The sequence below is a fragment of the Tautonia marina genome, assembly GCF_009177065.1.
Taxonomy (GTDB): domain Bacteria; phylum Planctomycetota; class Planctomycetia; order Isosphaerales; family Isosphaeraceae; genus Tautonia; species Tautonia marina.
Genome location: NZ_WEZF01000004.1, coordinates 203491 through 230354, shown reverse-complemented (window position 1 = coordinate 230354; position 26864 = coordinate 203491). Strand labels below are relative to the sequence as shown.

General features: G+C 59.0%; 24 protein-coding genes. 11 read left to right on the top strand and 13 right to left on the bottom strand.

Annotation, left to right across the window (positions count from 1 at the left end):
- The first annotated feature begins 112 nt into the window (after window positions 1–112).
- From GA615_RS07010 to GA615_RS06995, 4 genes are all read left to right on the top strand, one after another.
- Window positions 113–2764 carry a M14 family metallopeptidase gene (locus GA615_RS07010; RefSeq protein WP_152050560.1) on the top strand — a complete coding sequence of 884 codons (2652 nt, stop codon included), beginning with the start codon at window positions 113–115 and terminating at the stop codon, window positions 2762–2764.
- A 219-nt stretch (window positions 2765–2983) separates the two neighbouring features.
- Window positions 2984–3865, top strand: a complete 882-nt coding sequence (murB, locus tag GA615_RS07005) for a UDP-N-acetylmuramate dehydrogenase (RefSeq protein WP_152050559.1) — start codon at window positions 2984–2986, stop codon at window positions 3863–3865.
- Window positions 3866–3928: 63 nt separating this feature from the next.
- A complete protein-coding gene (locus GA615_RS07000; RefSeq protein ID WP_152050558.1) occupies window positions 3929–4957 on the top strand; it encodes a cell division protein FtsQ/DivIB in 1029 nt (342 codons plus the stop codon).
- 167 nt (window positions 4958–5124) lie between these two features.
- Window positions 5125–7089 (top strand): preprotein translocase subunit SecA, encoded by a 1965-nt coding sequence (locus tag GA615_RS06995; protein ID WP_152050557.1) that lies wholly within the window; start codon window positions 5125–5127, stop codon window positions 7087–7089.
- Between the two features lie 37 nt (window positions 7090–7126).
- Here GA615_RS06995 and GA615_RS06990 read toward each other — a convergent pair whose 3' ends face one another.
- Window positions 7127–8092, bottom strand: a complete 966-nt coding sequence (locus GA615_RS06990) for a DUF1570 domain-containing protein (protein WP_152050556.1) — start codon at window positions 8090–8092, stop codon at window positions 7127–7129.
- 3 nt (window positions 8093–8095) lie between these two features.
- Complete coding sequence (locus GA615_RS06985) at window positions 8096–9052, bottom strand: alpha/beta hydrolase (RefSeq protein WP_152050555.1); 957 nt, start codon at window positions 9050–9052, stop codon at window positions 8096–8098.
- A gap of 278 nt (window positions 9053–9330) precedes the next feature.
- On the opposite strand from GA615_RS06985, the gene GA615_RS06980 reads away from it, so the two are divergent.
- From GA615_RS06980 to lptB, 5 genes are all read left to right on the top strand, one after another.
- Window positions 9331–10335 carry an ROK family protein gene (locus tag GA615_RS06980; RefSeq protein ID WP_152050554.1) on the top strand — a complete coding sequence of 335 codons (1005 nt, stop codon included), beginning with the start codon at window positions 9331–9333 and terminating at the stop codon, window positions 10333–10335.
- A 243-nt stretch (window positions 10336–10578) separates the two neighbouring features.
- Entirely contained in the window at window positions 10579–12384 is a 1806-nt protein-coding gene (lepA, locus tag GA615_RS06975; protein ID WP_152050656.1) for a translation elongation factor 4, read from the top strand.
- Between the two features lie 344 nt (window positions 12385–12728).
- Entirely contained in the window at window positions 12729–14027 is a 1299-nt protein-coding gene (lepB, locus tag GA615_RS06970) for a signal peptidase I (protein WP_161602211.1), read from the top strand.
- Between the two features lie 42 nt (window positions 14028–14069).
- Window positions 14070–15818 carry a S26 family signal peptidase gene (locus tag GA615_RS06965; protein ID WP_152050552.1) on the top strand — a complete coding sequence of 583 codons (1749 nt, stop codon included), beginning with the start codon at window positions 14070–14072 and terminating at the stop codon, window positions 15816–15818.
- Between the two features lie 52 nt (window positions 15819–15870).
- Window positions 15871–16902, top strand: a complete 1032-nt coding sequence (lptB, locus tag GA615_RS06960) for an LPS export ABC transporter ATP-binding protein (protein WP_152050551.1) — start codon at window positions 15871–15873, stop codon at window positions 16900–16902.
- Here the strand turns inward: lptB and GA615_RS06955 are convergent, their stop codons facing one another.
- From GA615_RS06955 to GA615_RS06945, 3 genes are read right to left on the bottom strand one after another with little or no spacing between them, the layout of a single operon-like run.
- Window positions 16903–17121 carry a hypothetical protein gene (locus GA615_RS06955; RefSeq protein ID WP_152050550.1) on the bottom strand — a complete coding sequence of 73 codons (219 nt, stop codon included), beginning with the start codon at window positions 17119–17121 and terminating at the stop codon, window positions 16903–16905.
- Window positions 17121–17765: a DUF6677 family protein gene (locus tag GA615_RS06950; RefSeq protein ID WP_152050549.1), complete on the bottom strand. Its 645-nt coding sequence runs from the start codon at window positions 17763–17765 to the stop codon at window positions 17121–17123. Before GA615_RS06950 ends, GA615_RS06955 begins: the two co-directional genes overlap by 1 nt.
- 17 nt (window positions 17766–17782) lie before the next feature.
- Window positions 17783–18331 (bottom strand): hypothetical protein, encoded by a 549-nt coding sequence (locus GA615_RS06945; protein WP_161602210.1) that lies wholly within the window; start codon window positions 18329–18331, stop codon window positions 17783–17785.
- Window positions 18332–18717: 386 nt separating this feature from the next.
- On the opposite strand from GA615_RS06945, the gene GA615_RS06940 reads away from it, so the two are divergent.
- Window positions 18718–19416, top strand: a complete 699-nt coding sequence (locus tag GA615_RS06940) for an RsmE family RNA methyltransferase (RefSeq protein WP_152050547.1) — start codon at window positions 18718–18720, stop codon at window positions 19414–19416.
- Between the two features lie 50 nt (window positions 19417–19466).
- On the opposite strand, the gene GA615_RS06935 is transcribed toward GA615_RS06940, so the two are convergent.
- Both GA615_RS06935 and GA615_RS06930 read right to left on the bottom strand, forming a co-directional pair.
- Complete coding sequence (locus GA615_RS06935) at window positions 19467–19883, bottom strand: VOC family protein (protein ID WP_152050546.1); 417 nt, start codon at window positions 19881–19883, stop codon at window positions 19467–19469.
- A 98-nt stretch (window positions 19884–19981) separates the two neighbouring features.
- Entirely contained in the window at window positions 19982–20932 is a 951-nt protein-coding gene (locus GA615_RS06930; RefSeq protein ID WP_152050545.1) for an alpha/beta hydrolase family protein, read from the bottom strand.
- 98 nt (window positions 20933–21030) lie between these two features.
- Here GA615_RS06930 and GA615_RS06925 point away from each other — a divergent pair, with 98 nt between their 5' ends.
- Window positions 21031–22104 (top strand): glycosyltransferase family 9 protein, encoded by a 1074-nt coding sequence (locus GA615_RS06925; protein ID WP_152050544.1) that lies wholly within the window; start codon window positions 21031–21033, stop codon window positions 22102–22104.
- Between the two features lie 15 nt (window positions 22105–22119).
- On the opposite strand, the gene GA615_RS06920 is transcribed toward GA615_RS06925, so the two are convergent.
- The 6 genes from GA615_RS06920 to GA615_RS06895 all read right to left on the bottom strand — a co-directional run bounded on the left by GA615_RS06920 (window position 22120) and on the right by GA615_RS06895 (window position 26721).
- The gene (locus GA615_RS06920) at window positions 22120–22905 is read right to left on the bottom strand and encodes an endonuclease/exonuclease/phosphatase family protein (protein ID WP_152050543.1); all 786 of its coding nucleotides are present in this window, start codon (window positions 22903–22905) and stop codon (window positions 22120–22122) included.
- A complete protein-coding gene (locus tag GA615_RS06915) occupies window positions 22886–23464 on the bottom strand; it encodes a CDP-alcohol phosphatidyltransferase family protein (RefSeq protein WP_152050542.1) in 579 nt (192 codons plus the stop codon). The genes GA615_RS06920 and GA615_RS06915 overlap by 20 nt, the downstream gene beginning before the upstream one ends.
- Complete coding sequence (locus GA615_RS27390; RefSeq protein WP_161602209.1) at window positions 23461–23922, bottom strand: hypothetical protein; 462 nt, start codon at window positions 23920–23922, stop codon at window positions 23461–23463. Before GA615_RS27390 ends, GA615_RS06915 begins: the two co-directional genes overlap by 4 nt.
- Before the next feature lie 561 nt (window positions 23923–24483).
- The gene (locus GA615_RS06905; RefSeq protein ID WP_152050540.1) at window positions 24484–25299 is read right to left on the bottom strand and encodes an NYN domain-containing protein; all 816 of its coding nucleotides are present in this window, start codon (window positions 25297–25299) and stop codon (window positions 24484–24486) included.
- Window positions 25300–25471: 172 nt separating this feature from the next.
- Complete coding sequence (locus GA615_RS06900) at window positions 25472–25765, bottom strand: RNA recognition motif domain-containing protein (RefSeq protein ID WP_152050539.1); 294 nt, start codon at window positions 25763–25765, stop codon at window positions 25472–25474.
- Window positions 25766–25953: 188 nt separating this feature from the next.
- Window positions 25954–26721 (bottom strand): FKBP-type peptidyl-prolyl cis-trans isomerase, encoded by a 768-nt coding sequence (locus GA615_RS06895; RefSeq protein ID WP_152050538.1) that lies wholly within the window; start codon window positions 26719–26721, stop codon window positions 25954–25956.
- Window positions 26722–26864 lie beyond the last annotated feature (143 nt).

Sequence of the window (26864 nt, the reverse complement as noted above, 5' to 3'; positions counted from 1 at the left end):
TCTTATGAATTCTGCCCCTGGGTCGAGCCGTTGCAATGCCCCCGAGGAAGCCCGATCATGTGGATGCGCTTCTGAGTGCTCAGACCATGATTGAACGAGAGAGGAAGCCCACATGAGGTGGAACGGTTTGGCGACGGTGGTGATCGGACTCGCGACGATGGGTGCCTGGTCGTCGATCGAGGCTCAGGAACGAACGGTCCCGGAGCCGACTCAGGTGCTCGGATTCGAGCCCGGAGCCGATTTTCGACTCGCCCCCTGGACGGATGTGGTGGATTACTTCCACCAGGTTGACACGGCCTCGGATCGAGTTGAGGTTGTCGAGATTGGCCGATCGACCCTGGGCCGACCGTTTCTGGCTGCCGTGGTCTCGTCGGAGGAAACGATCGCCGATCTCGATCGGTACAAGGCGAGCCAGCGCGAGCTTGCGCTCCCCGATCCGAACCTGTCGGACGAGGAGGCTGCCGAATTGGTCGCCCAGAGCAAGACAACCGTCCTGATCACCTGTTCGATTCACTCCTCGGAAACCGCGTCAACCCTCATGGCCTGCTCCCTCTTGCATGAGCTGGCCACTGGTGAGGATGCCGCAACCCGAGCGATTCTCGATGAAACGATTATCCTGATCATTCCCTCGGTGAACCCGGATGGAGTGGATCTCGTTCACGACTGGTACGAGCGATCCAAAGGAACCCCCTGGGAAGGTTCCGGCATGCCCTGGCTCTATCACCCGTATGCCGGGCACGACACCAACCGCGACTGGTTCATGCTCAACCTGGACGAGACACGAGTCTTGACCCGCTTCCTCTACGAGGAATGGTTCCCGACGATCACCTGGGACGTTCATCAGATGGGATCGACCGGGCCTCGGCTGTTCGTTCCGCCATTTTTCGATCCGGTGAACCCGAATCTCGACCCCCGAATCAGCCAGGGGATCTTTCTGATTGGCGCTCACATGGCTGCCGACCTCGCAAAGGAAGGAAAAAAGGGGGTCGCGACTCACTCAATGTATGACAACTGGTGGAACGGAGGAAATCGAACCGTTCCCCAACGCCATAACATGGTCGGCATCCTCACCGAGGCGGCCAGTGTGAAGCTTGCGTCACCAATCTTTCAGAGCAAATCCGATCTGAGAGGGGGCAGCCGAGGCTTCCCGGACCATGAGCCAAGGGTGACCTTTGTCGATCCCTGGCCCGGTGGATGGTGGCGGATCGCCGACATCGTCGAGTACGAGCTGATCGCTGCCCGCGCTCTCCTGACCCTGGCCGCTCGCTATGGAGACTGGTTCCAATCGAACTACCGGGCCATCGCGCTCGACCAGATTCGAGCCGGAGCCGAGCGACCACCCTTTGCCTGGGTGGTTCCTGCCGACCAGCACGATCCGGGAACGGCCGCGACCATGGTCGAAATTCTCCATGCCACCGGCATTCGAGTCCATCGAGCGACCGAGGCCTTCGAGGCTGGAGGAGTTCCGTATCCCGCCGACTCCTGGATTTTCTTCGCCTCTCAACCGTACCGGGCGCACCTGAAAGACATGATGGAACGGCAGGAGTATCCCGATCGCGTTGGTCCCGACGGACGTCCTGAGCGTCCTTACGACGTTGCGGGCTGGACCCTCCCACTGCAGATGGGGGTCAAGGTCGCCACGATCGCGGAGCCGTTCGAGGCCTCGACCGAGGCAGTTGCTCAGGTGAAGACGACGGGAGGGCGGATTGACGGAGACTCTCAGACCGCAAATGCGTTCTACCTCCTCAACCGGGCCAACGATGACCTTGCGGTCGCGTTCGCCCTGTTGGCGAACGGCCAGACTCTCGAACGGATTGCCGAGCCGTTCGAGATCGGCGATCGGGAATTTCCGGCCCATACCCTCCGGATCCCTGCGACCGCCGAAGCTCGGCAAGTCCTTGAAACAGTCCTTCCTCAGCGCTCCTCGGTTGCCGTCGCCGTGACTGATCCTTGGCACGTTGCCGATCCCCGAACAAACGAGCCGGATGACCGGTCGGAGATCCCCCGGCTCAGGCTGACGCTTCCGAGAATTGCACTCTACCAGCCCTGGGTTCCGAGCATGGACGAGGGATGGACTCGGCTTGTCCTGGAGCGATTCGGGATTCCATATCTCACGGTTCACAATGCAGATCTCTCCATCGGCGAGTTGGAGGACCGGTTCGACGTGCTGATCATTCCATCTGTCGGCCGCCGCATCTTGATGGAAGGGTTTCGACCCGAACAAACCGAACCGGCGTATGTCGGAGGTCTGGAGGCTGAAGGGGTCAAGTCGCTTCGCCAGTTTGTCGAATCCGGAGGCCGACTGGTCTGCCTGGACGATTCCACCGCGTTCGCGATCGAGGTCCTTGATCTTCCGATCAAAAACGCACTCGCCGACATTTCCTCGAACGAATTTTATTGCCCGGGTTCGATCCTTGCAGTCGAGTACGACCCGAATGCGGTCGGTTCGTATCTGACTGCCGGGATGCCTTCTCGAGGCTCCATCTATTTCTCGAATTCAAAGGGGTTTGAGTTGCTCGATGGAGCGACGACGTCCTCGTCGATCATGTGTCGATATGCATCGACCGATCTGCTGGAAAGTGGCTGGCTCCTCGGTTCCGAGTCTCTCGAAGGTAAGGCTGCTCTGATCGATTGGCCGGTTGGGAAGGGACGAGTCGTCCTTTTCGGATTTCCGGCGCAGCACCGGGGGCAACCGCACGGTTCCTTTCGCCCCTTCTTCAACGCGTTGCTCGGTCCCGGCTCCCCCATCAATGGGAGCAATTGAACGCTCCACGGGTGTTGGGATCGAGCGAAGGTCGCAGAGCAAGTCGAGGATTCCGTTCCGAAGGGGCGAAATCCTCGCCCCTCCATCTTGACTGTTCGGTTGGTTCGGGGCTAGGATACCTCAATTATCGCCAGGGAAGGCGTTCGCCACGAGCTGGAACAGTCGTTTCCAGCGATTTGGAGAGCGTCGGCCCGCTTTCGGCCGAGGTGTCGACCGACGATGCAGCCGTTCGACGAGTTTCCTGGAGTGGTCAGGACCAACGAACCCCTGGCCCCACTGACCTGGTTCCGCCTGGGTGGCCCGGCAGACTACTTTGCGCGCCCCACTTCGGCTGAGGAAGTCGCATTCCTGGTTCGAGCGTGCGCTGGGGCGAATCTCCCCTGGCGGGTGCTTGCCGGAGGATCGAACGTCCTCGTTCGGGACGAAGGGGTTCGAGGACTGGTCATCCACCTTGAGAGCCCTTCGTTTTCCGATGTGCAAATCCTTGGCAATCGTCTGATCGCCGGCTCGGCTGTTCCCATGACCGCTCTGATCTCACAGACGGCTCGGGCTGGGCTGGCCGGCCTGGAGACGCTCACCGGGATTCCCGGAACGATTGGTGGCGCCATTCGGGGCAACAGTGGCGGGAGGCAAGGGGCGATTGGACAGTTTGTCCGACGAGCCACGGTTCTGGAAGCCGACGGGCAGATCCGGACTCGGCAGCAAGACGACCTGATCTTCTCCTATCGCCGCTCCAACCTTGATGATTGCGTCATCCTTACCGCCGAACTTGAGCTTGAGCCTGACGATCCCGAAGCCGTCGTCCGTCGAATGCGAAGCGTCTGGATCGTCAAAAAAGAAAACCAGCCGTACGGACATCAGTCCGCGGCGTGCATCTTCAAGAACCCGACCCCCGAGATTTCGGCCGGCACCCTGATTGATCAGGCTGGGCTCTCCGGCCATCGCGTCGGCGGGGCCGAGATTTCCGATCGCCATGCCAATTACATCATCGCGGAACCAGGCGCAACCGTCTCCGACGTGTTGGAGTTGATCGACTTCACGCGTGAGGAGGTCCTGCGCCAGTTCGGCTATGAACTCGACCTCCAGATCCAAATCTGGTAAGCCGATCCAGCCAAGGAAGCGGCCCGAATCAGGATCGGGCCCGGTTCCTGGTCCGAGGATTGGATGATGCTTCGCCTGGCAACGGATGCCGACGAACAAAGCCCTCCCTCAGCGCACCGAGCGCCCTGGCTCTCGCTGATGGTCGGATTGCTTGGCCCCCGTGGAACGCATGCGGCGTTGGTCGCCGTGGTGGTGCTCGGACTCAGTTTGTTGGTTGTGAGCGGGTTGCCGGGTCGGGTTCGTGCCTGGGTGCATGATCGTCCCGAGTACGATTGGTCCGTCGCTCAAATCGCGCTCGATCCAGCTCCACCCTCGTGGCTTCGAGTGGGAGAGCGTGGGGTTCTTTCAGCCGTGGCCGAACCGCTTCAAGGATTTGACCCGGGGTCCGTTCTGGATCTGGACCTTGGGGCGGTGGAACGAGCCTTCAAGAATGTCTTTTGGGTGGAACGTGTCCGAGGGATTGAACGCTCGTATCCCAATCGGGTCATCGTTTCTCTGGATTACCGACAACCTGTGGCGATCGCTCCACTCGACCCGTCAGCCGCAGCGACCAATCCGTCTCGCCGTGATTACCTTGTTGTTGACAGCACTGGACTCATCCTCGATCGACTTCCGGTCAACTCCGATCTTGGACGCTCCTTTGCGAGCGAGTTGGTCATGTTGAGCGGGTTAAAGGTGCCTCAGGACGTTACGATCGGTCAACCGTGGCCGCGGTCTGACTCGTCTGAGAGCGTCTTGCGATCCGACCCAGCCGCCGAGGCGGCCGCCCGGCTGGCCCGGTTTCTTCTCGATCGATCCGCCGAGGATGGCTGGCCCGAGACGAGATCAGGGCAGATGATTCCGTTCCGGCGGATCCACCCCTACCAGGGGGATCCCCGGAAGCTCTACATCAATCACAAATTGCCCGATGGTCAGGTCCTCTGGGTCGTCTGGGACTCCGCTCCCGGTTCCGAGGGGTCAAGCGAGCCGTCCGCGATCGAAAAGTGGGACATGCTGCGCAACTGGATTACCAGCGGAGGGATCGATCGCCCACTCGATCCCGGGGCGCTCGGCTTCACGACCAGAGGTCCTGTCTGGCTTCCCCCGATCTAATTCGGAGACGGTTCGAGAATGGTTCCTGTGATCGCCGCGGGAAGATCCTCGGACTCGGTGTCTTGTTCTTACAGGCAGCGTCCGTCATGTTCCATCGCCCTCATCGATGGGAAATGGTCGGATCGGCGTGAGCGCAGAACACCGGGAGCATTGGGGAGATCGGGGCGATGTCGAATCGACTGGGACCCAACTGGCTGAACCGCGCGAAGGGGATCGCTGGGCCGACCTATCCGGCCCGGTATGGTCGGTTCGCGGTCTTGGTCGAACAGATCAATGCCCTGGAGCCGAAGCTGGAGAACGAATCGGACGAGCAGATCGTTGCCCGCAGTTTTGCGCTCCGGCAGCGGGCCCGCCAGGGAGACCCGGTCAACAAACTCCTGGTTGAAGCCTTCGCGCTGGTTCGAGAGGCAGCCAAGCGCACGGTGGGCATGCGTCATTATGACGTGCAATTGATGGGTGGAATTGCGATTCATCATCGATCGATCGCGGAGATGGAGACCGGCGAAGGAAAGACGCTCGTCTGCACCCTTCCCGCCTATCTCAATGCGTTGGGTGGGAAAGGGGTCCATGTCGTCACCGTGAACGACTACCTCGCCCATCGTGACGCCGAATGGAACGCGCCGATCTTTCACAAGCTCGGATTGACCGTCGGTTGCATTCAGACAGGACAGGACGACTCCATTCGTCGAGCCGCATACGGGTGTGACATCACCTACGGGACCGGCAAGGAGTTTGGCTTCGATTTTCTCCGCGATCAGCTCAAAAAGTTTCAGCACGGCGACAATCACCGCAAGACGTTCATGCAGGCGTTTGTCACGGGAGCAACGACTGCCGAAGCCTCTCGCCCCGTCCAGCGAGCCCATCATTACGCCATTATTGACGAGGCCGACAGCATTCTCATTGATGAAGCTCGAACGCCCCTCATCATCGGGGCGAACAACCAGCCGACACAGGAGGAAGCCTCGGCCTATTTCGGTGCCGACGAGATCGCTGCCACGTTGGTCCGAATCAAGGATTTTAAATACGATCCCGTGGAACGCAAGGCCGAGCTAAACGCCTCGGGACGACGGAAGGTTCAGGCCAAAGCCGGGCACTCCGCGTTCTCAATGCTGACGGTCGATCAACTCTACGAATATGTCGAACGGGCCTTGCGGGCGCAGATCGCCTACATCCGAGACAAGGACTATGTTGTTGCGCCCAATGAAAAGGGACAGCCCGACGTTGTGATCGTCGACGAGTTTACCGGCCGTCTCATGCCGGGTCGCCAGTGGCAGGATGGTTTGCATCAGGCGATACAGGCCAAGGAACGACTTGAAATTACCCTGGAAACCATTACCGCGGCTCGAGTGACGGTTCAGGAGTTTTTCAAGCGTTATTCCAAGCTCTCGGGGATGACCGGCACCGCCCGGAGTGATGCCTCGGAGTTACGACGAACTTACAAGGTTCACGTCTTTCCCGTTCCGACCAACAAGCCGAGTCGCCGCACCTGGGTCAACGACCGTGTCTTCTCCACCGAAAACGAGAAGTTCCGGGCGGTTGCCGAGGAAATCATCCGTCTGAACAAGAAGAAGGTTCCGGTCCTGGTCGGAACGCGTTCCATTGAGAAGTCTGAGAAGTTAAGCGCTTTGCTCAATGAGGCGAGGATCGAGCACCAAATTCTGAATGCCAAGAACCACGCCATTGAGGCCCAGATTGTGGCTCAGGCGGGTCAGCCTGGTCGGGTGACGGTGGCCACGAACATGGCCGGACGAGGGACCGACATCAAACTCGGCGAGGGAGTCGCACAACTCGGAGGGCTCCATGTTCTCGGGACCGAGCGTCACGAATCGTTCCGGATCGACCGTCAGCTTGCGGGTCGATCTGCTCGACAAGGGGATCCCGGGCATGTTCAGTTCTTCCTGTCACTCGAAGATGAATTGATCGAGGCCTTCGGTGAAAAACCGGCCAAGCGGTTACGAGCCCGTTATGCCAACAGGGGAGAACTGACCAGTAACGGTTTCCGACGCCTGTTTGTCCGCGCACAGGCTAAAAAGGAACGTCAGCATCGCAAGGATCGTCGCCTCTTGATGCACTATGAGAAGCATCGAGCTGAGATGAGGGAGAACATGGGCTTGAATCCGGTTCTCGGTTGATCAACGCTGCGGTACGTCATTGAATTCCGGTCTGGGTTCAAAGCCCCCGGCTGAGCCGAACGAGCACGCCACGGAAGTATTGGTCGAGTTGATCCAGTTCACCGAGGCAATCTCGAGCCAGCTCCACGCGAGGTCGGACAGGCTGAGCCGAGTCGAACGCGTTCAGATAGGTTCGCAAGCGCTCGGCAGCCTGCGGATTACGCATCAAGGAATAGATCATTAACCATGACTGTGCGTACGCAAGTTGCACCGTCGATGCCTCGGTGAACGGAGCGTCAGTACGAATCAGGTCGGCGATTGGCAAAAGAGCCTTTCCCTGTTGGAGCGCTCTGACCAGGACTCCGAGTCGCTCCCGATTGACCGCCCCGATTTTGGCCCTGCCACGGGGGCGTCGAACCTCGCCGTACATGGCCAACCCTTCCAGGAAGGCCAGGGGGATGTCGGCGTTGCGGTCGAGCAGACCCGTGTTGAACGTGAGTTGATGGGTGGCTTCATGAAATAAGGTGATCGAATTCGCCCGTTCTGCCTGGGCTCCGGCTGGGCTCCCGCTCCGACCATCGTAGAGTGCCAGATAATTGGATCCGATCTCATAGATCCCGGTCACGTCGGCCGGGAGATCGGTTCGAAGAAAACGGCTGAATTCGTCATGATGCGACAGGGCCACGATGGTCATGCGGGCGGGCGGCGCTTCGACCTGAAATTCCCTGGCACGGAAATGGTCCAGGAAATCGTCTGCCAAACCTTCGCAGAGCGTCAACGCCCCCTGCATGAAATCGTTCGGAGCCGTACCAAGCGCAACATACCGTTTCCCCTCATGTTGCCGGAATTCCGGGAGCCCCGCTTCGGCCCCTTGTTGACGGAGGAGTTCGAGACGAGCTGAATCAGGTTCGGCCAGGGGAAGTTCACCTGCCCAGGAGCGCACCGAGCCAACCAGAGCAATCGTCGCAGTAGACCTAAACCACCATCGGCGAGTGATTTGGGGCCCCAGGCAGAGTGATGGCATGATTCAATTCTCCGAATCCTCTCCTGTCACCTCGATCCCGAAGTGTCGACAACAGAACTCAACCATCCGGTGATGGGGTGTCTTTCCTCGACTAGCAAGGTCATCGACATGGTCCGTCAAGCACTCGATCCCATTTGCGTGAAGCTTTGACGCCAAATACGTCCCGAAATTCGGATGGTGAATCCCTTTGCCCGGAGGAGCATCGGGGGGAAGCGAGCCCTTCGGCTCATTGTAAACCAAATAAACTGGTGGGTCATCGGCGGTCACGTATGTATCCGGCGAAGCCTCCTGATAGCGACGGTATGCTTCTTCGGTTTCGAGGTGTTCCTTCGTCAATCCAAAAAACGGTGTCAACGCGGGGTGTTCGTGAGCCCGGCCACCCACGATCGTTGCGATGACCCGAGGGTCGTAGGTCGTCTGGGCACCAAAGACCGCCACGCAACTGAGTCGACTCGACTGGTGATCGACCGGGTCCTCACTTTCAGGATTCTTCAAATCGTCCTGAAATCCCACCCAGAGCGCGACTCCCGCACCCGCCGACCCGCCCGAGGCCGCGATTCGTTCCGGGTCGATGTTCCAATCCTTCGCCTTGAATCGGAGAAACTGAACGGCGCGTGCGCCATCCAGCATAGGAGCGGGAAAGGATGCGTGTTGTGAAAGTCGGTAGTTGATCGAAGCAACCGAGATTCCAGATTGCAGGCACTCCTGGAGGAGATCGACCGGAATCCCTCGTTTGTCTCCGCCCTGAAAGCCGCCTCCGTGGATGTAAACCAGCAAGGGGGACGGTTGATCGGTCCCGGCGGACCAGAAGTCAAGCCGATGCCGATGATGAGAACCGTAGCGAACATTGACCCGATCGGGCAACGGGCGGTCGAGAAACCGCTGTTGCGCCGCGGCCAGGCTCACTGTTAACGACACCAGGGCCAACAGGCCCCAGCTCACGATTTTTCGGCGTCTCATAGATGCAACTCGAAGTGGAGCGAGGAGGCAAACAGAATCGGTCGCCAACTCCTCGATGTTACGCTAACGGGGCACGCTTGGCCTCGCAATCACTCAGGGGAGCCCTCGAACTGGACCAGACACCTGAACTGGGGATGGCCAGGTCCCCGAGACCGTCAAGGGTGGGACGACGACCGTTGATTGACCGTTTCTGGAGGGGCCGTTACAGTGACTGTTCCACCATCATTCTCCCCTCCGAACCCTTTCGAAAGTGTTCGCAACGTCGCCCGAGGAACGGCATGAGTGCATCGGTAGGCCGCCCGCCCTTCTATCTGGGGATTGACCTGGGAGGGACGAACGTAAAGAGCGGAGTCGTCGATGACGACGGCCAACCTCGTTCCTCCATCAGTATCAAAACTCATGCCGATCGTGGACCGGAGGCTGGAATTGCCACCCTTGCAGAGGCTGGCCGGCAGGCAGTCGAGGCGAGCGGGTTAAGCTGGGATGAGATTGTGGGCGTTGGCCTCGGTTCCCCGGGAACCATGGACATTCCTGCCGGCATGCTCCTCGACCCGCCGAATCTCCCGGGATGGCAAAATTTACCAATTCGAGACCTCCTCGCTGCCCGTCTCGGCAAGCCGACCGTCCTTCAGAACGATGCCAATGCCGCCGCTTACGGTGAGTACTGGGCGGGAGCCGGCAAAGGAGTTACGAGCCTCGTCCTGTTCACGCTTGGGACGGGAGTCGGGGGAGGCATCGTTGAACGAGGACGCATCATCGAGGGCAGCCACAGCCACGGTGGCGAGTGCGGGCACATTGTCATCCAAATGGAGAATGGCCGCCAGTGCGGGTGTGGGGGCTATGGGCATCTGGAAGCGTACGCTTCGGCAACGGCTCTGGTGAAACGAGCCCTGGAAGCCCTGGAACTGACGGACGAACCCACAGCGCTGCGAAAACACCTTGCGGAAGGACGCCTTTCGGCCCGATCAATCAACGAGGCCTCACTCGCGGGCGACTCACTCGCTGGCTTGTTGATGAGGGAAACCGCCCATTACCTTGCAGTGGGTGCGGTTTGCATGATGCACACGATCAACCCCGATATGATCCTGTTCGCTGGTGGCATGTCGAATGCAGGACCCGAGTTCATGGAGTTGATCCGGGAGGGGGTCAAACGGATGGCGTTCCCCTTGCCGGCCTCCAAGACCTTGATCGACTACGCAACCCTTGGTGAGGAGGCAGGGTACATTGGCGCTGCCGGGTGTGCTCGGATGGCCTTCGGTCCAGGGAAGCTCTCTGACGACTGAGCGATTTCACACGACAGACGAAGTATCGGGGGCCCAGAAAACTGGAACGCCCCCTCGCAAGCATCGGGATCGACTCGCCCGAAGCGCCTTTCGTTGCTATGATGACAGTACGTTTGATCCCGATGGACGTGGATGACTCCCGACTCGGGAACCGACGAACCTTCGTTTCACGCCTCGATCCGCTCGCCCCGCCGGCCCGATCCTCCCGATCGGCTGGTCCTTGGCCTCCAGCCTGGACTGCCCATGGCCTTCGATCCCAGGTTTATTCGCAATTTCTCAATCGTCGCTCACATCGACCACGGCAAGAGCACGCTGGCTGATCAGCTATTGCTCCAGTCGGGCGCGATCTCTCAACGCGAATTTCGCGAGCAATTGCTTGATGACATGGACCTCGAACGTGAACGAGGGATTACCATCAAGGCTCGCGCCGTCAGTCTGCACTACGATCAGGATGGTCAGCGATACGAGCTGAACCTCATTGACACTCCTGGTCACGTGGACTTCCACTACGAGGTCTCACGGAGCCTCGCCGCGTGCGAGGGAGCCATCCTGCTCGTCGATGCCACTCAGGGAGTGCAAGCCCAAACTGTCGCCAATGCATACCTCGCGATTGCAGGCGATCTGGCCCTGGTGCCGGCGTTGAACAAGATCGACATGCAGGCTGCGCGGCCCGACGAGATTAAGGAAGAGGTGTTCAATACCCTCGGCCTCGATCCTGATGAGATTCTTTCCGTCAGTGGGAAGACCGGGATCGGTGTTCCCGAACTCTTTCGAGCACTTATTGATCGCATTCCGCCTCCCTCGGGTCAGGTCGATGGGGCGCTTCGAGCGCTGATCTTTGACTCAAAGTACGATGATTACCAGGGAGTGGTTGTTTACGTTCGGGTCATCGACGGAACCATCCGGGTTGGGCAGAAAATCCGGCTCATGGCGATGGAGCGGGAGTACGAAGTCATCGGCCTGGGGCAGTTCCGTCCTCGGGAGGTTCCCTGTCAGGAGCTGGGAGTCGGGCAGGTCGGCTTCGTCGTGGCCAACATCAAGCAGCTCGCCGATGTCCGAATCGGTGACACGATTACCGATGCTCACCGCCCTGCCAGCCAGGCGCTTCCTGGCTACCAGGAGCCGAGCCAGGTCGTCTACTGCGGCCTTTTCCCAGCCACTCATAATCAGTTCGAGGACCTTCGTACTGCCCTCCAAAAGCTTGCCCTCAACGACTCCAGTTTCACGTTTGAACCCGAGACCTCCGATGCTCTGGGATTTGGGTTCCGATGTGGATTTCTGGGCATGCTGCACATGGAGATCGTTCAGCAGCGCCTCGAACGCGAAAGTGACCTGGCACTCGTCCAGACTGCTCCCAACGTCACCTACGAGATCTTGACCACGAAGGGGGAGACCCTTTACGTCTCGAATCCGACGCGCATTCCCGAGCCGGGCAACATCGAAGAATTCCGCGAACCGTACGCCCGAGTCAACTTCCTCGTGCCGTCCGACAACATTGGTGCCATCATGGCACTCTGCGAGGAACGACGCGGGAATTACATCAAGACCGACTACATCACGCCGACTCGCGTCATCGTGACTTATGAGCTGCCACTGGCAGAAATGATTTACGATCTCTACGATAAACTCAAGTCCGCCACCCGAGGCTTCGGCACAATGGACTACGAGTTGATCGGTTACCGACCGAACAATCTGGTTCGACTCGACGTGTTGGTCGCCGGGGATCGAGTGGACGCCCTCTCGGTGGTGGTCCACCGGGACTTCGCGGATCGTCGCGGCCGGAAGCTTGTGAAGAAGCTTAAGTCCGAGATCGATCGTCATCAGTTCGAGGTCGCCATCCAGGCGGCGATCGGCTCGAAGGTAATCGCCCGAGAAACCATTTCCGCCCTTCGGAAAAACGTAACCGCCAAGTGCTATGGTGGCGACATCACCCGGAAGCGGAAACTGCTCGAAAAGCAGAAGGAAGGCAAGAAGCGGATGAAGCAGGTCGGTAACGTCGAGATCTCTCAGGAAGCGTTCCTGTCCGTTCTCGAAGCTGGTGAATCCTGAGCACTCGCTTTGCTCTGAACCGCTCCCCCGGATCACCCGCTGCACGGCAATCAGCCAGATTCGGGGAGTCCTGATCAGGCAAACGCCTTCTGGATGGGCCTTGACACGATTCGGGGCGTCGAATGAATCAGATCGAGACACCCGATCGGCTTCCAGTCACTCAACTCAGGGTGATGGCGTCGACTTCCGAATCCAAAACAGCCTCTCACCGAGTGGAAGACGACGGGCCGGAATCGATTCCTTCAGCGTCTCGACCGCTGATTGAGTCGATTCCGATTCTTTTTATTGGGATGCTTCTGGTTCGGACTTTTGCCGCGGAAGCCTACATCGTTCCGACCGGCTCGATGGCACCGACGCTCCTGGGTGTGCATCGCGACGTGTCCTGTACGTCGTGCGAGTTTGTCTTTGCGCTGGGGGTTGACGAAGACGGCCACGCCGGACGTCCGCTTTGTCCGAACTGTGGAGCTGATCTCGAAGAGGCCCCTGCGGTCGAACGAACCGGCGATCGATTACTCGTCCAGAAAAACTTTTTTCGTTGGAGACCTCCCAAACGCTGGGAAGTGGTCGTGTTCCTGAACCCTTCGGAACCGGAGCAGGCCTATGTCAAACGGGTGGTTGGTTTGCCTGGCGAGGCGATCGAGATTCGCAACGGAGACATCTACGTCGACGATCAGATCGCCAGAAAAGATTTCCGGGAACAACAGGCCGTTCGGCTTCTGGTTCACGACAGTCGTTACCGTCCACCAGGTCCTGAATGGTTTCCTCGATGGCAATACCGGAACGAATCGGAAGGACCTTCCGGCTGGTCCTCCGACGGGACCGGTTTCCGACACCAGGCATCCCAGTCAGGAAGCCCCGGGAGTCTCGATTGGCTCGAGTACAGGCATGTGGATCCTGATCGATCCAATTATGGTCCGGTTCGTGATTTTATTGCGTACAATGGGGCTCGACTGGGGTCTGGTCGGCGGGTACAGGATCTTGCTCTTGAGGCTCGGCTCGATCTGACTCCCGAAACCGAAGCCCTGGGCATTCGATTCCAGGCCGGTTCTGATCCTCTGACTCTGACGATTCCGCTTGATGGGAGTCAACCTCCTCAGGTTTCCTTCCTGGGAAAGGAATTCCGGACCGAGGACCGGGCGGCCGGGGTCGCCTCGGCCTGGGCGGATCAAAGAGGCCCTCATACGCTGGAAGCCTCGTTCTTTGATCATCGCTTGATGGTTGTACTCAACGGCGAGCCCCTTTTTGAACCCCTTGATCTGGCCCCCTCGCCATCCCGGCCGTTTACGTCTCGGATTGACGACCCTCCCGTCGCTCTTGGGGTTCTCGGAACAGGTGTGACGGTGCTCCACCTGAAGATCTATCGAGACGTGTATTACACCGATGGCCTGTCCCAGAGTCCTGCCCGTCCGTTCGGGGTTGGGGAGCCGTATCGACTCGGAACCGACGAATATTTTGTGCTCGGTGACAACAGCCCGGTTTCCAATGACTCGCGATTCTGGTCAGACAGTCCCGTGGTCCCCGGTTCAATGCTGCTTGGAAAGCCGTTCCTTGTCCATTTGCCCAGCCAGGGAGTCCCGATCCGCGTCTTCGGTCGTGAGCCGTACTGGCTTCCGGACCCTCGTGAAATCCGATACATTCGTTAGCCCAATCCGCTTCCAGTCCTTGAACCATCGCAGGGGAGCCCCATGACCCGGACCGCCGCCCGCCGCAAGGTGAATCCTGACTCCTCCTCACGCTCCGAGGCGGCCCGTCCGGCGGAATCGCATCGAGAAACGATCGAGTCCATCGTTGTTGCGTTCATGCTCGCTCTCTTGATCCGAGGATTCGCGGCCGAGGCCTTCGTCATTCCAACCGGATCAATGGCTCCCACGCTGATGGGGCGGCATAAAGAGGTCGATTGTCCCCAGTGTGGCGTGACCTTCACCGTCAATGCGGCTGATGAACCTCGAACCGGCCGACCGGTTGCATTCGGTACATGCTCGAACTGTCGACTTAGGACTCAGGTCGACGATCTCCCGAGCTTTAACGGCGACCGGATCCTGGTGATGAAGTTTCCCTACAAACTCTCGTTTCTTCCCATGGCGGAACGACCTTCCCGCTGGGATGTGGTCGTTTTCCATTACCCCGAAGCACCTGAGCAAAACTACATTAAACGGCTCGTCGGGCTGCCTGGCGAAGAGTTGATGATTCACGGCGGGAACCTGTTTGCCCGACCGCTTGAGAGCGATGAGCCGTTTCAAATCCTTCGCAAACCGTTGCGGCATCTTCGGGCGATGCAACTGCCCGTCTATGATGACCGATACCGGCCGATTGCCCTGGAGTCACTTCCAGAGTGGCAGCGTTGGGCTCCCCTGGAATCTGGAACCTGGTCCGAACCGACCGAGGAGCCTGGTACCTTCGTGTCGGATAATTCGAGTGGTTCTCGGGTTTCCTGGCTCCGCTATCGTCATCTGATCCCCGATCAGGATCAGTGGAGAGCGATCCTCCGGGGGCAAACTCCTGAACGACCTCCGACTCCGTCACTGATCGAAGATTTTTCCTCCTACAATTCGAATCAGGTCCGCAGAGAAGTTGGGGCGCCAGTGATCGAAACTCACTGGGTCAGCGACCTTTCCCTTGAGTTTGAGCTGGAGGTTGAATCGCTTCGTGGGCAATTGATCATCGAACTGATCGAGGCAGGGGTTTCGAATCGCTGCACCATTGATTTGGCCGAGGGACTGGCGACCTTGACCCGTGATGACACGGTCCTCGGGACGCCAGAATCTTGCGGGATTGATACCACTGGTCGCTACCGACTGACTTTTGCCAACATTGACGACCGATTAACCCTTTGGGTCAACGGCCGAACGCCGTTTGGAGAGGGGGTCGTCTATGCGGTTGACCGATCCGAACCTCTCGTACCGACCCCAGCCGATCTGGCACCGGCAGGGATCGGTGCCGAATCGGCCGACGTTCGGGTAAGCGGGCTTGTCCTTCACCGAGACATCTACTATACGTTGGAGCCGAATTCCTCGGACCTTGAAGGCTTTGGCATGCTCCGGGGGCAGAATGAGTTTCGATGGCTCCAACTCGCGATGTCCGATCCGGCTCAATTCCCCGAACTTGCTCGGCTTGACGCTCCGCGAACCTTTGCGATCCGTCCTGGCCGGTACATGATGATGGGGGATAACAGTCCTCGGAGTAAGGACAGTCGCGCCTGGTCTCGGCTTGAGGCAGAAGGTGTCTATTACGACGACAACGCCCAACGCTGGGACATCGGCCCCTGGTCCACACTCGACCGTGCCTCGCATGAGGTGCCCGAAGAATTGATCGTGGGGAAGGCGTTTTTCGTCTACTGGCCTCACGGACGACCGTTCGGCCCCGACATTCGCGTCTCAAGAGACTTCCGCATTCCGTTCCGTCCTTATTTTGAACGAATGCATTGGATTCGGTAGCTGGAAGCTCGCTCTCAGCAGTTCCCGGCACCGATCAAGGAGGATCGGCCCCATGGCCTTGCTGGAAGTCCGCGACCTGCAAAAGTGGTACGGCAAGCGTCAGGTCGTTTGCGGTGTTGACTTCGAAGTCGAACAGGGCCAAGTGGTGGGCCTTCTCGGCCCCAATGGCGCAGGGAAAACGACCAGCTTCCGGATGACGATTGGCCTGATCTCGACGGATGGAGGTTCGATTACCTTCGGTGGCCACGAGATCACCCATCTCCCCATGTATCGCCGCGCTCGCGCCGGGCTTGGCTATCTTCCTCAAGAAACCAGTGTGTTTCGCCAGTTATCGGTCGAAAACAACTTGATGGCGATTCTGGAAACCCGTTCCGACCTGGGGCGCAAGGAACGCAAGCGCCGACGTGATCAGCTGCTTGACCAGTTCGGACTCGATCACATTCGATCCACCAAGGCTCAGTTCATCTCCGGCGGCGAGAAACGCCGACTGGAAATCGCGCGGTGCTTGATCACTGAACCCAGCTTGATCATGCTCGACGAACCCTTCGCGGGAATCGACCCGAAGACCGTGAAGGAAATTCAAGGCTCCATCCGCGAGCTGGCCGAGCAGTTCAACATCGGCATCTTGCTGACCGATCACGAGTTCCGGGAGACGCTCGAAGTGACCGATCGGAACTACCTGATTTATCAAGGTCGGGTGGTGGCTGAGGGGAACCGTGTCGAGTTCCTCGAAAACCCAGACGTTCGTCGCTATTACCTTGGCGAACGCGCCGATGTCGGTCACCTCCTTGAGGATCGATCGCCGCATCACGCCTCGACAAAGCCGGTGGCACAGACCCCGGTCACGTCCCCCTCAACTCCACCGAAGCCGAAGCCCGTGCTTCCTCCCTCGGGAGGAGTCGCGGAAGTCGCCCCTCAGCCACCCGAGGCTCCGAAACCTCGAGTGGAAGCTCCGTCCATCCCTCACGTTCACCTCGACCCACTGCTCGACGCCTTTGGACCTGTCATTCTCGACCCCTCGTTCGGTCACGAGCCGGACGAGGAGGATGACGATTTCTACAATCCCGGATCGTCGTCCCGCTGATCAGACCTGAGTGTTGATCACCAGCAGAATCACAGTCACGAGCGCCAGGATTCCGGCGATCATCAGAAAGAGCCGAGTGGCATGGCGGAAGATCAAAGGCCATGCTTCATGCCGGGACGCTGCGTAAACCAGGCTGATGACCAGGATCAAGGGAGGAGCAAACCAGTAGGCGTTTATCAGTCCCAGCAGGAACGTAAACTCAGGCAATGGAACCCACATCAGGCCGACTCCGCCTCGGAAGTTGAGGAAACATCGGCGGTCGAGGTCGCTTCTTGTCGGACTGCGGGCCCCTCGAACGCATCGTAGATCGCCAGGACATTGAGCAGGCCGGCAATCGTGGTGTAGATGTCGCCGATCTCTTTCAGACCACCATACTTCTGATGAAGGGAGAAGACACGACGCACGACTTCCTGCATGACTTCTCGGACCCCGTTGTCCATGGTCGGGTCCAGCATCGGAGCGGCCATGAAGCCGTTGAACAGTGGTTGGAATCCCTGGTGAATCAAGGTTGCCTGGATCAGGGCTGGCCACGCAGGTAATCCGACCCAAAACTGGCCAAGATAGTAGAGTCGGAAATGCTCCGGGTTGCGAAGCGGGTTGACCCACGTCCAGTACACGTTTGCCCCTTCGCCCAGGGCAAAACCGACCGCATAAAGCCCGAATATACAGAGAAAATAGAGCAGGCCCTTCGCCTTACGCCCTTGATAGACATGGCCCATTCCCGGCCAGGTCAACGCAAGTAGCGCTGCAAGGGAGCGATTCTTCAACGGAACATCGGGGGCGGTCGTCGGGTGTTCCATCAGCAGCGTTGGGTCGCTTGGAATGGGCAAAGGGCCATCGACGCAGAAGGTCCAATCTAGCATGGACCGGAGCTCTTTTGCTAGTTCGGGGCGGTGATCGGTTCCACGATCCCAACGGATTCCTGGGCGATTCCCGAGACAAGTTCAGCTGGAATCAAGGAACGATGGTCCAGCGCACCAGCCCTGAGCGCCAAGCCGGCCAGGCGATCGATGACCCCAGGCAAGCCCTCGGACACGGCATGCAGTCGTAAGATGGCCCGATCCGAGAACACAGGGGAGAAACGACCGGCGGCTTTCAGTTTCTCGATCAAATAGGTGTCCGTCATGCGTCGAGTCAGCCGGTCAAGGCGAAGGCGAAGCGGCCATCCTGAATGACCCTCCGGATCGGCTCTCCCAGAGATCAAAACGGTCACCGCCCCGCCGCCCTGCTGCCCCACTGCCTCAATCCGATCGAGAGCTTTTCCATCGGACTCCCAGGTCATCAGGTCGTCTCCGTCAATCGCCAGGATGACTCGCACTCCCTGTGCGCGGTCGAGACGAAGACTCTCCAGCAAATGGCCAAGTCCTTCGGCCTCTTGGATTCCAGGTGCCAACCGCCGGCCAAACCCCATCACAAGGCCTCGGATCATTGCACCTTCATCGATCGGACGCCGGACCGAACAGAGACGTCGGCCCGGTCCTCGGAGTCGCCGAAGGGCTTCGTGAAGGACAACTGATTTCCCCAGCTCGGGGACACCACGCACCTCTCCTCGCCGATCGCCGCTCTCAACCAGATGGACGAGCCTGGCAACCGCTTCCTCATGCCCGGGGAGTGCGATGAAGGGAACGGCTCCGGGCCGAAATGGATCAAATCGCAGGTCCCAGTGTCGTAACCAGATCATGGGAACACGTTCCTTCTCTCTGCGAACCGGGACAGACACCTCAAGCGACGGTGTCAAGCACCTCGATCAGTCCTTTGGAATCGGTTAGGATGATCGATTGTCTTGCACGAATTCTTCCGGCGGATCGATCTCCGATGGAACGCGTTTATCATCCCGAGCCCTTCGACGACGATCGCGTCGAGGTGACTGGCCCGGAGGCTCACCACCTGACTCGCGTTCGGCGGGTTGCTCCAGGAGAAGGGGTCGAACTGTTTAATGGCCTCGGTGACGTGGTTCGTGGTCGCGTGGATCGGTCGGATCGGCATCGGGTTGAGATCCTGATCCAGTGCCGGATCGCTCCTCGACCCGAACCATCTGCCCAAATCGCGCTCGCCACGGCGGTTCCCAAAGGGGATCGGTTTGACTGGCTCATCGAAAAGGCAACCGAGCTCGGGGTTCACCGAGTGATCCCGCTGCGAACCCAGCGATCCGTCGTCGATCCTCGGACGACAAAGCTCGATCGACTCCGTCGCCTTGTGATCGAAGCCTGTAAGCAGAGCGGTCGGGACCGTCTGTTACACATCGAGCCAATGCTCTCCTGGCCAGACCTCCTCGCGACGTACACCGAGGGCGTTCGATTGATTGCTCATCCCGGAGGCGAAGCCATTGGCCGTTGTGGAACGATCGCCACGGTCATCCTTGCCATTGGGCCCGAAGGTGGGTTCTCTGATGAAGAGGTTGAGCAAGGGCAAGAGCTCGGCTGGAAGACCATTAACCTGGGACCGAACATCTTGAGAATCGAAACCGCCGGTCTGGCAGCGAGTGCCGCGCTCCTTGCGCTGAACCTCTCGTAACGATCGGTATCTCGTCCGACCGTGGCAACGATGCCGGTGATGGGGCCAGCTCAGGCAGTGGTCCACTGGCCTCCCGACAGATCCTGATAGATGGACCAAACATATCCGTCCGGATCTCGAAGGGCGAATTCTCGCCAACCCCAGGCCTGATCCACTGGTTCTCCAGAGAGACTCAGCATGGCACCCTGCTCGATGCAATGCTGGTAGAAGGCGTCAACCTCATCGACCCTGAGCTGGAGATGAATGCCCAGCCCGACGCGCTGATCACGAAACTCCTGATCGTGGGCGTCCTGGGGATGGAGCATGATCGTGAAGTCGTGCAGACGAAGTACGACCAGGGCGATAGGTCCCCCGTCGTATTCGGCCAACTCCTGGACGACCGTCGCTCCCACCACCTCGTGGTAAAAGTCCCGGGACCGGATCATGTCATTCACATAAAGAAAAACACTCGTCACCCTGGCAGCCATGCCCGTCCCCCGCAGCCGGTATCGATCGGATGATCGGCCGAACGATACACGCCAATTGCAATCGAATCAATGGAATCTCGGCTCGGCGGTGATCCGATTCAGAATTCATCGTTGAAGAACGCAATCACCGTCCGGAACACGGGAAGCAGATAACCCGCGGCCGAATAATGCCCGCAATCGAGCCACTGGATGGGAGGCCGGCCCGCCGCTTCCCAAAGCTTGGTTGTTGCCGAGGGGGGAATGATCTCATCCGATCGGCCGGCGATCATCAGCACTCGCTTCCCCTGAAGTCCCCTCGCATAGGTCAGCGGATCGAAGGGGCGCGTCAACTCAGCCAGCTCTTTCCTGGTTCGACCGGAGGCGATCCAGGCCTTCCGGGAATCTCGAGCCTCGGCCTCGGGCATGTCCCAGAGGATTTCGGCCAATCCCCCTCCTCCCAGAAGAATGGCGGCTCGACCAATCTGAGGATCGACTCCGGCCGCAAGCGAGGACACGATTCCCCCCAGACTGATGCCCGTCACCCCGATCCGTGATCCATCGACCTCGGATCGAGAGGCAAGCCACTGGGCCGCTCTCCGCACGTCGCAAACTCCTTGACGCATCGCAATTACCGACCGCTCGATGTCCGATGAAAGAAAGCGGGCATCTAGGTTCGCCGGACGGCGTTCCCCGTAGTACGGAAGCTTCACGAACAGGGCCGCTACGCCTTCGTCGGCGAGCCTCGCGGCGAGATAACGCGAGAGTGCAAAGTCCGCTCCCAGAATGTGCAAGACGATGACCGCAGGTCGTTTTCCCGGTTGAGCCGGCTGGAAGTACTCGGCGTGAACGGTGTTGTTCTGGGGGTCAGGGCTTGTGATTGGCGAGGGGAAGGTCAACTTTGACACCGAATATCGTGGTGTCGTCCGAAGAGGTTGCAGGACGAATCCAAAGGTCGATTCCACCAAGCGGAAACGTTCAGGAACCGACGCTTCCTCGGGACCTGGCATGACCCTCACCTCGCCATGCTGGAAGGCACTGAGCGCAACCGCGAGGGTGAGTGTTGGAATCATGGAACGAGTCTCCGGGCGGCTTCGATTCGCATAGGCGAGGATCGCTCACCTCGCTAGCATAGCGGCCCCGAAGGTCCAGGGGGAGGGAGAGTCGGATCATGTCAGCCACCCCGTTCACTGACGAACTGAGAACCCTGTCTCCTCGTCGCGTTTGTCTGATCAAACCGAGTGCCCTGGGTGATGTCATCCATGCGCTTCCGGTACTGGCAACACTCCGAGATCGATGGCCATCAGCCCGATTCTCATGGGTCATCAACCGAGGACTGTTAGGACTTGTTGAGGGGCATCCGGCGCTCGATGAGGTGATCCCGTTCGATCGGAATCGTGCCGGGCTTGGCCCTCGGGGGCTGGCGCTCACCTCGCGGTTTTTCGTCGATCTCCGCCGTCGAGGCTTCGATCTGGCGATTGATCTTCAAGGGCTCTTTCGGTCTGGTCTGATGACATTTGCGACCGCCGCTCCCATCCGAGTTGGGCGAGCGGATGCTCGCGAAGGTGCCTCGGTCTTTTACACGCACCAGGTGTCTTCCCACGCCACCCATGCGGTTGATCGGCTCCTCGATCTCGCGATTGCGTTTGGGGCTGACCGCTCTTCGCCGCGCTTCGAGCTGGCAATCAGAGACGGCGATCGCCAGTGGGCGGAGACGAGGCTGGCCGGTTTGCCACGTCCATTGTTGGTGCTCAACCCGGGTGCTCGTTGGATCACCAAGCGATGGCCCCCCGCGCACTTCGCTGAGGTCGCTCGGAGAGCCGTGGCGCGGTTCGGAGCGGGTGTGGTGGTCGTCGGTGCCGCCGAAGACCGACCACTCGCCGCGGCAATTCGAAGGGAACTTGACCCGATCGGCCTGCCCATCCGCGATCTCACCGGGCACACCTCACTCATGGAACTGGCCGCAGTAATGGCAAGTGCGGACCTAGTCCTATCGAACGATACCGGGCCACTCCATCTGGCGGTTGCCTCCGGGGCCCGGGTGATCGCAATCTTCACCTGTACCGATCCGGCCAAGACGGGGCCTTACGGGCCCGGGGCTCAGGTCGTTCGCTCGGGGGTCTGGTGTGCAGCGAGTTGTGTGAGACGATGCGATCGACTGGAATGCATGACCGAACTTTCCCCCGATCGCGTCTGGCACCTGGTGGCGCGAACGCTCAAAGAGGGATATCGCGATGTCGCCTGACCGAAATCAATTCGATCAGGCTGGCTTCGAATCGGAGTGGAGATTCTGCGAATGCAACCGAAAGGTCCCCATTCCTGCATCGGTTCGATGCCGGACCCGGAAATCCATGACCAATGGAAGATGGTCCGACGCTCTCCTCGCAAGCGGAGAACGGACGACCTCGGCATGAGTTACGTCCACCTGTGAGCAGCAAAACACCTTGTCGAGTGCGCTCATCGCCAGATACGCCGGAAACGAGCGGAATCGATGAAGCGGTTCAGTAATTTGCCGCATGCCGTGTCGGGCGAAAGGGCCGTTGGCGAGGGTGTTCCGCCAGTCGTTAAAGTCTCCCACGATCATGGTTGGTAAGTGGGCTGACTCCCGAAAGCAATGGTGCTCAAGAAGATAGCTTGCCTGCCACTGCCTTGTACTCTCGTGCAGACCAAGATGCCAGTTCACCAGATGAAGCGGACCGTGAGGCGAGTCCACCACGGCCAACTGTGCCCCACGTTTCTTGCGATTCAAGTAGCGTAAACACACATCGTGCGCACGACGGATGGGCCATCGGGAGAGCACGAGATTGCCGTACGAACCGATCCGGAATCGGTGGTTCGTCTGGTAGATCGATCTGTATCCTTGGAACGAAGCCGCGAGTAAGGCCTTCTGATCTTCCCCACCGGCTCTGGGGATGCCTTCTGCGACCTCTTGCAAGCAAATCAGGTCGGGTTGTTCCTGGGCGATCACCGCAACGATCCGGTCAAGGTCGTAGCGGCGGTCACGCCCCCCGATCCCCTTGTGGATGTTATAGGTCAGCAGTCTCATCGTCAGGAGCGGCGCGGTGCGCCGCGCTCTCGGGCCTTTTCCAGTGGGGGTTCCTGAGATAGTCGATTCCCGCGGCAATGCTGATCACTCCCGTGATCAGCAGCAGGGGAAACGGAACCGATTGATCGTACACCACCCACAGCAGAAACGCGAACTGAAACGCCGTGGTCGCTTTCCCCAGAACGTGAGGAGGCATTCGACGGATCGCGTCCGAGCCGATCCGGATGACCGCCACGACTACTCCGAATGCCACGGCCAGGTCACGCGCCGCGACAAGGAGCAAGGCAGGAAGAGACACTGTTTGCTCCACAAGGAGCGTGATCAAGACGACTCCCACGAACACCTTGTCAGCAATCGGGTCGAGAATTTGTCCGAAGGTGCTGGCCGTGTGGAACAGTCGGCTAAACATCCCATCGAACGCGTCGCTCAAGGCGGCGAGAATCAGGATCAAAGGGCGCCAGGACGGGGAAACCAGTGGGAACACAACCGCGAGACCAAAGCGGAAAAAGGTCAGCACGTTGGGCAGGAGCAGGCTTGCAGTGACAGAGGGTCGGCTCACCTGAACTCCTCACTCGGAATTGATGCAGTCTGACGAGGCTTGCGACGTCGACGAAGCCGTTGCCAGACTCGGGCTCGGCGAATCGTCTTCTTCAGTCCGAAGAGATGGAACTTCGACTGAACCCGTTCGGCTTCCTCGCGATCGGTGAAAATCGGTCCATCCAGAATCTCGGACTCTTCTGAGGCCAGGGGGATTCGATTCTTGGAAGCCCGGATGAGGCTATATAACACAATACCGTGAGCCACGAGTCGGTAGCTCACCCAGTAACCGATGACATTCGGGCCGGGAATCATGGCCAGCATGATCGAAGGAACGAGGATCAGAAGATACAGGACGAACCAGATCATCCGCCGCTGAAACCGGCTTTCCAGATAGCCGGTCCAGGAGGTTTGCAGGTCCTTGAACGAAAGCTTGGTGGGGTGAACAAAGACAATCCCGTCGGCATGCCTGAGTGACATCAGGAGTCGCTCATCCGCCGGGAGCTTCGATTTGAGCCAGGCGATTGGTGATTGAAGCCACGCCGGGACATGATGTTCCAGGTGTCGAACACGCTCGACCGATCGACCGGCCCAGGCCCCAAATCCGGTCGGTTCGCTTGATCGCCCGTTCATTCCCGAGTTGTGCGAGGTCGAGTCTTCGATCGAAGGTTCAAAATAAAAGATCGGTCGACGGCCCGCTCGTGGAATGACCAGGATTCGCAACGAACGTTCGGGCGAGATGATCATGGATTTTCAGAGGAAGAACCCGGGGTTCCCAGGGCGACATCAGATCGGCCCCGGAGTTGGTGAGTTGCAAGGGGTTCGGCACGGAAGCCGCGAGAACACTCTGTCAGTTGAGTTCGCGAGAACGATTCCATCGAGGTTTCGTTCTCACCGATCTCATTCTTCACTGGACGGTCGATGATCGAGGATGCCCACCCGGAACGCGGAAACGATTTCACAGACCATCAGTCAACCAAGCAATCGTCGTGCCTTCGACCTTCGATCTCCGTGACTCCGAGGAGTCGAACGCCAGACGGATTACCGTTTCGAAGGACGCGCACGCCCATTCAGAATCGCTTTGCGGTCGCCGTATCGAGTCACCACGTAAGTACCGCTTTTGGGACTTCGCTCGATATCGACAATTGCGGCGTTGTCGGCGTCTTCCAGCAGGTGCGTGAACGATCGATAGCCGTAATATCCCTCGTCAAACGAAGGCTTTTTCCGACGCATGGTTTCCTTGATCAATGAGGCGTAAAGAACCTCAGTGTTCTCCCGGGTCAGAGCATTGCAGGCTTCGATCAGGAGGGCGAAGACTTCCCGTTTCTTCTCGGGAATGGACGAGTCCAGTTGTTCGACTGCCTCCCGTTCGTCCTTCTCGATCCGTTCGAGATCTTCGTAGTAGATGAACTCGTCGCAGTTATCCCGGAGCAATTCCGAGGTCGAGCCCTTCATTCCGAGCCCGATGACATGCTTGTCATTTTCCTTGAGTTTCGAAACCAAAGGAGAGAAGTCCGAATCTCCCGAGACAATCACAAACGTGTCAATGTGAGATTTGCTCCAGGCCAAATCCATCGCGTCGACAACGAGGCGAATATCGGCCGAGTTTTTCCCGGTCTGGCTCCGACGGGGAATCTCAATTAACTCGATGGCAGCTTCGTGAAACGGTGCCGTATACGCCTGGTAGCGACTCCAGTCGCAATAGGCCTTTTTGACAATTATCTTGCCCTTTTCGACCAGCCGTTCGAGCACCTTGTGGATGTCGAATCGAGGCTTCTTCTGGTTCTCAAACCCCAACGCGAGGTTTTCCAGGTCGATAAAGACGGCCAGAGTACGGCCTTCATTCGATGCGTTCATGACGCGCAAGGGGCAGGTATCAAGTCGGCCAATAGGTAGTGATCAAACCGGACCCATCCGGTGCGATGATTTCAAGCATACGACCTGGAGCGTACCAAGGCAATTCACCGTTCGCGGTCCCACCAGCGGTCCGGCAGATTGAGCCGGACCGTGGAGGGACGGTTCAGGCGACTCAGCGGCGGGCGGAAGCAGACCAGCCTCCGGCATAGAGATCACGCACGGAGCGCCGAGGCCGAGATTCGTTAACCGAGAGGGCCCGACCGTCAATTTCCTTTCCATCCAGGGCAGCGATGGCCGATCGGGCCTGGTCATCATCGGGCATATCGACCAGACCGAAGCCACGGGAGCGGCCGGTACGCATCTTCGTCTGGACCTCAGCCCACTCGACGGTGCCGAACGGTTCGAACATGGTACGCAGTTCTTCGGAAGTCACCGAATAATTCAAATTTCCGACGTAGATCCTCATTTTCGAAGGATTTCCTTTCGCAGCAAGGTTTCGAGAGAAACGGACTTCGGAAAGAGCAACCCCGGGCGATGACCCGGGATTACCTGATCAACCTGGGGGGAAAATCCAGAACAACGTGATCGCTGCTGGATCGTTACTCAGTCGATAAACGGTGAACCCGGCGATCTTCACTGGCTGTTCAAACGCGGTTATTCACCCGAAATACCCAGCAGCTCAATCTCGAAGATTAGGGTTGAGTTGGGAGGAATCGGGCCTCCAGGAGTCCCGAATTCACCGTAGGCCAACTCGGGAGGGATGACGACGCGCCACTTGTCACCCACGCTCATCAATTGAAGGGCTTGCTTCCAACCCTCGATGAACTCCGCGACCGGGAACGTCATCGGCCCTTTCCCCTCCGTCGAGTCAAACACAGACCCGTCGAGGAGACTTCCCTTGTAATGAATCGTGACCGTGTCGGAGAGCGTCGGGGAAGCACCCTCTCCCGCCTTGAGTTCCTCGACGAGCAACCCGGAATTGGTTGACTTGACCCCTTCCTTCTTGGCGAATTCCGCTCGATAAGCGTCGCCGGCGGTCTTGTTTTCCGCCGCCTTTTCCTTGTTCTGTTCGAGCATCGCCTTTTCAGCTTCTGCCTGCCGGGCGAGTAACTGCTGTTCGAATTCTTCCATGACCTGAGCCAGTTGCTCGTCGGTCAGCAGGGGTTGAGCATCGTTCAAGCCATCGGCGATGCCTCGAGCCACCAGCCTGGCGTTGAGCTGGAATTGCTCGGACTGCATCTTCAATGTCCGTCCGATATTCAGACCGAAGCCGTAGCTCGCCTTGGAGTTCAGATCCGAGAGGTCTGCATTGGCAGGGGCGGGTTGGGCGGCCGGTTGCTGCGCCGGCTGGTCTTGCGCGGCGGAGTTTGTCGAACCAACTGCGATCAGTGCGCCGAGCGCGATGACCATCAGGTCGCTCATCAGGCCTCCTTAGTCAAACGAAAGGAAGAGGTTGGGGTGGGACCGAACGAAGAGTGTGGCGATGACTGAGCTTCGCCGTCTCTTCATTCTAACGGAGGGAACCCCTCGCCGATAACCCAAGATCACCCGGAGCCTCTCGGTTC